The organism is Bradyrhizobium tropiciagri (assembly GCF_001189845.1).
Taxonomy (GTDB): domain Bacteria; phylum Pseudomonadota; class Alphaproteobacteria; order Rhizobiales; family Xanthobacteraceae; genus Bradyrhizobium; species Bradyrhizobium tropiciagri.
The window spans coordinates 1-4469 of the sequence record NZ_LFLZ01000151.1; the positions used below are offsets into that span (position 1 = coordinate 1).

Sequence of the window (4469 nt, forward strand, 5' to 3'; positions counted from 1 at the left end):
CGAGATCATCCGCGCCCGCGCCTTCTCGTCGGTCACCGAGTTGAAGATCGGATCGAACGGGAACAAGGGATCGCCGGGGAAGTACATCTGCGTCACGAGACGCGAGACGAACGAGTGCCCGAACACCGAGAAGTGGATATGCGCTGGCCGCCACGCATTGTGATGATTGCCCCAGGGGTACGCGCCGGGCTTGATGGTGATGAACTTGTAGTAGCCGCTCGCATCGGATTGCGTGCGGCCGGCACCGGTAAAGTTCGGATCGAGCGGCGCCGGATGCTGGTCGACGACATGAATGTAGCGGCCGCAGGCATTGGCCTGCCACAGCTCGACCAGCGTGTTGGGCACGCCGCGGCCGTCCTCGTCGAGCACGTGACCATGGACGATGATGCGCTCGCCGAGCGGCTCGCCCTTGGCCTGAATGGTGAGATCGTTGTCGTGTGCACGCACCGTCTCATGACCATAGACCGGCCCGGTCAGCTCCGAGAGCGTGTGGCGCATCGGGATCAGTGGCTTTTGCGGCGAACGCTTGATCGCGCTCCGATAGGCCGGAGACAGCCGCGCGGGCTGGATGCTGTTCGAAGCGACCGGATAGATCAACGTCATGTGCTTGCTCCAGACAGAATGGGCGCATCTGCGCGGCGTCAGGCCGGCGCCTTGAAGTCATATGAAATGCGCCCGGCCGGCAGATAGAACAGCGCGATGACCGCGCCGCCTCGCACTTCGGGATAATGCCGGCTGCCGGGATCCGGCGCGGTCCAGCCCGGTCCTTGCCAGCCCTGCAGCCCCTTCAACTCGGCGCCCTTGTCGAGGGGAACGACGAGGTTGAGCTCGCCATAGGGGTGGCCGTGATACTGCCCGCGCAGCACGTCATGATCGTCCTCGTCCCTGAAGCGGCGCGGATCGGCGCTGTTCATGTAGACCGCGGTGATGCTGAACTGGAACGTCTCGGGGATCGGCTCGAGGATGCGGCTGCGCCGATAGTTCGGGCCTTCGACCTCCTGGTTCGCCGCCCAGCCCTCCTCGACTCCCATTTTGATGAGGCGAGCGAGGTCCTGGTAGAGCGCGCTCGTCTCTCCATAGGTCTCGTTGAGCCATCGCTCCATCGCCGCGCTCGGCGTCATGTCCTTGACTTCTCGCAGAAACGGAATGCTGCGTTCGATCAGCTGTTCACGGCTTCCCATGGCTTTCTCCTGTTCTAATCCTCAAAACCCTTGAAGGAGGCGAACGCCTCCAGATCCGCGCGCGGCATCAGCCGCGCTCTCCCGCGCTCCCTGGGGTGACCCATCGAGATCCCGCAGGCCACCATCTGCTCTGCCGGGATCGACAACGCCGGTCGCAAGATGCGGTGATACTTGGCGAAGGTTTCCTGCGGGCAGGATTGCAGCCCGCGTCCGACCGCCGCCAGCATCACGTTCTGGATGAACATGCCGAGGTCGAGCCAGCTTCCCGTCGCGAGGCGCCGATCGATGGTGACGATCAATCCGACCGGCGCACCGAAGAAGGCGAAGTTCTTTGCGGTCTGCCGGCTCCGCGCCGCGGTGTCGCTTTGCGCGATACCGAGCGAGTCATAGAACAATCGCCCGAACTCCTGGCGGCGGCCGAGATACGGCTCGGGAAACTCGCTGGCGTAGTATTGATATTCGGAGACGTGCTCGCTTGGCTCCGTCTCAAACGCGTGCAGCAGCGCAGCCGACACCTCGGCCTTTGCAGCGCCCGCGAGCACATAGACGTGCCAGGCTGAATGTTCGCGCCGCTCGGCGCGAACCGCGCCACGCGCAGGATCTGCTCCACCGTCGATCGCGGGACGGGGCTACCGGAGAACTCACGGCACGAGAGCCGGCCGGCGATCACCTCGTCGATCGGATTGCGCGCAACGCCGCGCGCTGCGTCGGGCTCGATCACGACTTCTTCACAAGCGGACATCCGCCGTCCTCCATCGATCTGAAGGCCTCTTCTCCCGGGATCGTGGCCAGGAGCTGGTAGTAGTCGAACTGGTACTTCGACTCCTCCGGAGCCTTGACACGGAACAGATACATGTCGCGGACCAGCCGGCCGTCCGGACGGATCTTGCCGTTGCGGGTCATGAAGTCGTTGACCGGCAATTCGCGCATCTTGGCGGCAACGGTCGGCCCGTCGAGCGTGCCTGCGGCTTCGACCGCCTTGAGATAGTGCATGACCGCGCCATAGGTGCCGGCATGGATCATGGACGGCACTTTCCTGGTCTTCTCGATGTAGCGCTTCGACCAGGCGCGCGTCTCATTGTTGAGATCCCAGTAGAAGGCCGAGCTGAGCATCAGGCCTTGCGCGCTCTGCAGCCCGAGACTGTGAATGTCGTTGATGAAGACGAGCAGGCCGGCAAGCTTCTGGCCGCGCGTCACGCCGAACTCGCCCGCCTGCTTCACGGCGTTGACGAAGTCACCGCCGGCGTCGGCGAGCGCGATCACGTCCGCCTTGGAGGCCTGCGCCTGCAGCAGGAAGGACGAGAAATCCGGCGTGTTGATCGGGTGTTTGACGGCACCGACCACCTTGCCGCCGGTGGCATCGATCACCTTGCGGCTGTCGGCCTCGAGCTGCACGCCGAGCGAATAATCGGCTGACAGAAAGAACCAGGATTTCGCGCCGAGGCGCGAGATCGCCTTGGTCGTGCCTCGCGACAGCGCGTAAGTGTCGTAGGTCCAGTGGATGCCGGTCGGCGAGCACTCATCACCGGTCAGCCGCGAGGTCGCCGCGCCGGTCGCGAGAAACAGCTTCTTCTTGTCGCGGGTGATGCCCTGCACGGCCAACGCGACCGCGGAGTTCGGGACGTCCAAGATCGCTTCGACGTTCTCGTTTTCCAGCCACCGCCGCGCAATCGTTGCGCCGATGTCGGCCTTGTTCTGGTGATCCCCCGCGACGATCTCGATCGGGCGCCCGAGCACCTTGCCCTTGAAATCGTCGACCGCCATCTGCGCCGCGACGACCGAGCCCGGGCCGCCATTGTCGGCGTAGAGCGACGACATGTCAGTCAGCACGCCGAGCCTGACCGGCCCGTCTTGCGCGAGCGCAGGCGCCGCAAATGTCATGAGCGCCAGCGCCAATCCGAGCGACTTGCGCGCGCCACCATGGTCCGATTTCACCGAGGCATTCATCTGTTGCTTCCTCCCAACCCGGCGCCGGCAATCTTGGCCAGAACGCTGGATTGCGGAAGTGAAAGTGTTGCAGGGTGATCCTGAACCGGCTTCAGAACGCCGGCGGCGGCGAGGCGCTCGGACAATCCGATCGGTTGCATCGGCCGAGCGCCTGGCCTTAACTGCGAGCGATCGCAGAATTTTGCCGGGGCGAGCGATCCGCCACCGACGGGATCTCACCGTGTCCGTTTCGTTCAAGACATTGGATTTGAACCTGCTCAAGGTGTTCGATGCGGTCATGGAGGAGCGCAGCGTGCTGCGCGCCAGCCAGAAGGTCGCGCTGAGCCAGTCCGCGGTGAGCCACTCGCTGGCGCGGTTGCGCGAGATGTTGGATGACGAATTGTTTGTCCGCACCGCCACAGGCATGCAGCCGACCGCGCGCGCGTTGACGATGGCCGCGCAGGTTCGCCAGGCGCTGCGATCGTTGGAAGCCGCCGTCGAGTTGCCGACTTTCGCTCCGGCAGCCTCGACCAAGTCGTTCACGCTGGCCGCCAACGATTTCACCACGATGGTGCTAGCGCCGCCGCTGCTGAAGATTCTCGGCCGCGAGGCTCCGGCGATCGACCTCACCATCAAGCCGGTGACACGGATTGACCTGGCCGAGCAGATCGACCTCGGCCGCATCGACGTCGCCATCGGCGTGTTCTCGTCGCCGCCGAGCCGCTTCCGCACGGCACTGCTGTTCGAATATGACGACGTGCTGATCGTCGGCAAAAAGCGCAAGCTCGGCCGGCTCGACAACGCGAAGCTCGCCAGCCTGCCGCTGGTTGTCGTCTCCTTTGGCGGCGAGCAGGAGGGTGCGATCGGCGGCTTCATCTCCGAGCGCGGGCTCGCCCGCCGTTCGGAGATGTACGACCGCCCTGCGCTGGAACGGGCACTGTCCGACAGCGACCGGCCGCCACGGATCGCGGTCTCGCTGCCGCACTTCCTTGCGCTGCCCGCGTTGCTGATCGATTCCGAACTCGCCGCGATCGTTCCGCGGCCACTGGCGCGTGCGCTTGAGGCGGCGCATGCGATCACGACTTATGAACTGCCCTACACCACGACGCCCGTGGAGGTTCGGTTGCTCTGGCACGAACGCGTCGAGAACGAGCCGTCGCACGAATGGCTTCACGAAGTGCTTCGGCGCGCCACCGAGGAGCTCAGGCGCGGCGGCTAGCGGTGAGATGGCTAGACGTCGAAGAAGACCGTCTCGTTGTCGCCCTGCAAATGGACGTCGAATGTGTAGGCGTTGCCGCCTGTCTTCTTCGCGATCAACGTCGCGCGGCGATCGGCCGGCACCAGCGCGAGGGTGGAGTCAGC

4 protein-coding genes and 2 pseudogenes are annotated in these 4469 nt (G+C 64.7%); 1 reads left to right on the top strand and 5 read right to left on the bottom strand.

What is annotated here, in order from left to right:
* From pcaH to AKN84_RS44010, 4 genes and pseudogenes are all read right to left on the bottom strand, one after another.
* A partial coding sequence (gene pcaH, locus AKN84_RS43995) for a protocatechuate 3,4-dioxygenase subunit beta (RefSeq protein WP_050426562.1) occupies positions 1 to 603 on the bottom strand: 603 nt, incomplete at its 3' end.
* A gap of 38 nt (positions 604 to 641) precedes the next feature.
* Positions 642 to 1181, bottom strand: a complete 540-nt coding sequence (locus AKN84_RS44000; protein WP_050426559.1) for a 4-hydroxylaminobenzoate lyase — start codon at positions 1179 to 1181, stop codon at positions 642 to 644.
* A 14-nt stretch (positions 1182 to 1195) separates the two neighbouring features.
* A pseudogene (locus AKN84_RS44005) lies at positions 1196 to 1923 on the bottom strand (nitroreductase).
* On the bottom strand, positions 1899 to 3128 hold the full coding sequence (locus AKN84_RS44010) for an ABC transporter substrate-binding protein (RefSeq protein WP_050426560.1): 1230 nt from the start codon (positions 3126 to 3128) through the stop codon (positions 1899 to 1901). Before AKN84_RS44010 ends, AKN84_RS44005 begins: the two are co-directional and overlap by 25 nt.
* Before the next feature lie 220 nt (positions 3129 to 3348).
* Between AKN84_RS44010 and AKN84_RS44015 the strand changes: the two genes are divergently transcribed.
* Entirely contained in the window at positions 3349 to 4326 is a 978-nt protein-coding gene (locus AKN84_RS44015; protein WP_050426561.1) for a LysR family transcriptional regulator, read from the top strand.
* 11 nt (positions 4327 to 4337) lie between these two features.
* Here AKN84_RS44015 and AKN84_RS49835 read toward each other — a convergent pair.
* A pseudogene (locus AKN84_RS49835) lies at positions 4338 to 4469 on the bottom strand (protocatechuate 3,4-dioxygenase subunit alpha); the annotation flags it as partial.